This is a genomic window from Streptomyces sp. rh34, assembly GCF_002551245.1.
Lineage (GTDB): Bacteria > Actinomycetota > Actinomycetes > Streptomycetales > Streptomycetaceae > Streptomyces.
In genome coordinates this window covers 1-1,958 of record NZ_NTGZ01000495.1, presented here as the reverse complement: position 1 = coordinate 1,958, position 1,958 = coordinate 1, and the positions used below count along the sequence as shown (strand labels likewise).

Here is a 1,958-nt window from a genome sequence, read left to right as displayed (position 1 = left end):
AGATGTGTATAAGAGACAGGATCCGGGCGGCGGCCTGCCGGTGGGCGGGCCCGCGCACGGCCGGCCCGGGCGTCGGATCGGCGGACGTCCGGTCAGTGGGTGTCGAGGCGGGTGACGGCACGGAAGCTCTCCAGTTCCTGCAGCAGGCGGCGGACGTCCGCGCGCCGGGCCTCGGGCAGTTCACGGACCCGCACCGTCTCACCGGCGTCCAGCCGGCGCAGCACCGCGTGGGCTTCGGCGCTGGTCGCGCCGGTGGTGACGTGACCGTTGGCGGACCGGGCGCGCGGGCCCTCGCCGGGGGCGGGCAGCAGCGGGGCGCAGGCGCGTACGGGGGTGTCGTCGTCCAGGGGGCGCGGCGCGGCGGGCGGCTCGGTCGGCCAGAAGCCGCCCGCCGTTCTGACCCGCAGGGCGAGCGCGGTGGCCCGGTCGGCGAACCGGTCCTGGTCCAGGTGTTCCGCGAAGGCGTCCACGGCGTCGGCGAGGGCCGTGGGCAGTTCACCGGCCAGCCGGCCGCCCGGCCCGGCGTCCGGGGTGAACAACGGGGCGGAAGCCACCGGCCGGGTGCCCCGGAAGAGGTCCTTGATCTCGTAGTACGGCCGGTGCTCGCGACGCGGAATTCCCACGTTGACGCTGGTCGCCGGGGCGTCCGAGGCGCTCTCCCCCACGTGGTAGTAGCGCGCGGGCCAGTACAGCAGGTCTCCCGGTTCGACCTCGGCCACGAACGAGGACGCCAGGTACGGCTGGTAGTCCAGCACCGTGTGCACCGGGTCCGACCAGGGCCGCTCGGCCCAGAACCGCATCCGCTTGACGCCGCGTACGCAGAACATGAAGGTGGCGAAGCGGTCCTGGTGCACGCCGACCGGGCTGTGCTCGTAGGAGCCGTGGAACAGGGTGGAACCGGCGGTGTGCGTGGGCTGGCCGACCCGCTCCCACAGCCCGGCGTAGAACCGCCGCGCGCGGTCCCACAGCGGGTGGGAGAAGGAGTGGAAGCGGTGCACGACGAGGGCGTAGCGCTGCCCGTCCAGCCGGTCGGCCATGCGCCGTTCGTAGCCGTCGAGCGAACCGTCGAGCGGCTCGGGCAGGTAGTCGTGGGGCCGGGTCTGCTGCCGCCGCCGTACGAGGAACTGGAGGTTGCCCGGCACGGCGAGCGGGTGGGGCGGGCGGCTGCCGAGCACGGCGGCCCGGAACACCTCGGACGCGTCGAACGGCGCCGTGTCGAGGCCCTTGTACAGCACGGGCGCCCGGTCCCAGAACCGGTCGGCGAAGGTGTCCCAGTCGAAGGACTTCTCGATGGTCAGCGTCATCGTGCCGTCTCCTCGGCCACGTCGATGCCGCGCAGCCGGTACAGCTTGTCGAGCAGCGCGAGCACCGTCCGGTCGTTCCGGTCGTCGCCCGCGGCGAGGGCGCGGCAGACGTCGTCGGCCCCGGTCTCCTCGCCGTCGCCCAGGGCGGCGTACACCCGGTCGCCGGCGGCTCTCGGCAGGGTGAAGACGTTCCCGTCGACCGCCCAGACGTCGTGCGTGGGTCCGTCGGGCATCCGGACGATCTCGCCGGTGCGGCGGAAGCGGGTGTCCCGGGTGATGGTGACGCCCTCGCGGGGCACCGGAATCGGTTCGAGCCCGGCGGCCGAGCGCAGCGCGGCCCAGCGGATCCGCAGCGTCCTGCGCAGCTTCTCGCCCTCCACGGCTCTGCGCAGTTCGTCGCCGAGCGCGGTCAGGCGGGGAAGCACGCCGTCCCGGTCGTCGATACGGGTTCCGGGACCGAACGGGAAGCAGGGCACGGTCTCGTCGTTGCCCCGGTCCGTGTGCACCAGGTCGGCGAGCAGGTCCCGCAGCGCGGTGAACGGCAGCCCCCGGTCGACCGGGATCCGCAGGCGCAGGGCGACGCACCGTTCGCGGTAGGTGTCCACGTGCCGCTGGTCGCCGGGCCAGTACAGGAGCTGTCTCTTATACACATCT

Annotated in this window: 1 protein-coding gene and 1 pseudogene; both read right to left on the bottom strand. The window is 73.6% G+C overall.

The genetic code is table 11. The features are described 5' to 3' along the window. Window positions 1-92: 92 nt before the first annotated feature. A complete protein-coding gene (locus CR470_RS37615) occupies window positions 93-1,304 on the bottom strand; it encodes a JmjC domain-containing protein (RefSeq protein ID WP_097872225.1) in 1,212 nt (403 codons plus the stop codon). Further along, window positions 1,301-1,958 (bottom strand): annotated as a pseudogene (locus CR470_RS37610) (hypothetical protein); the annotation flags it as partial. The pseudogene CR470_RS37610 and the gene CR470_RS37615, both read right to left, overlap by 4 nt.

What these genes read in the sequence shown, in the direction of transcription:
- CR470_RS37615 (WP_097872225.1), bottom strand. Translation starts at nt 1,304, where the DNA reads ATGACGCTGACCATCGAGAAGTCCTTCGACTGGGACACCTTCGCCGAC.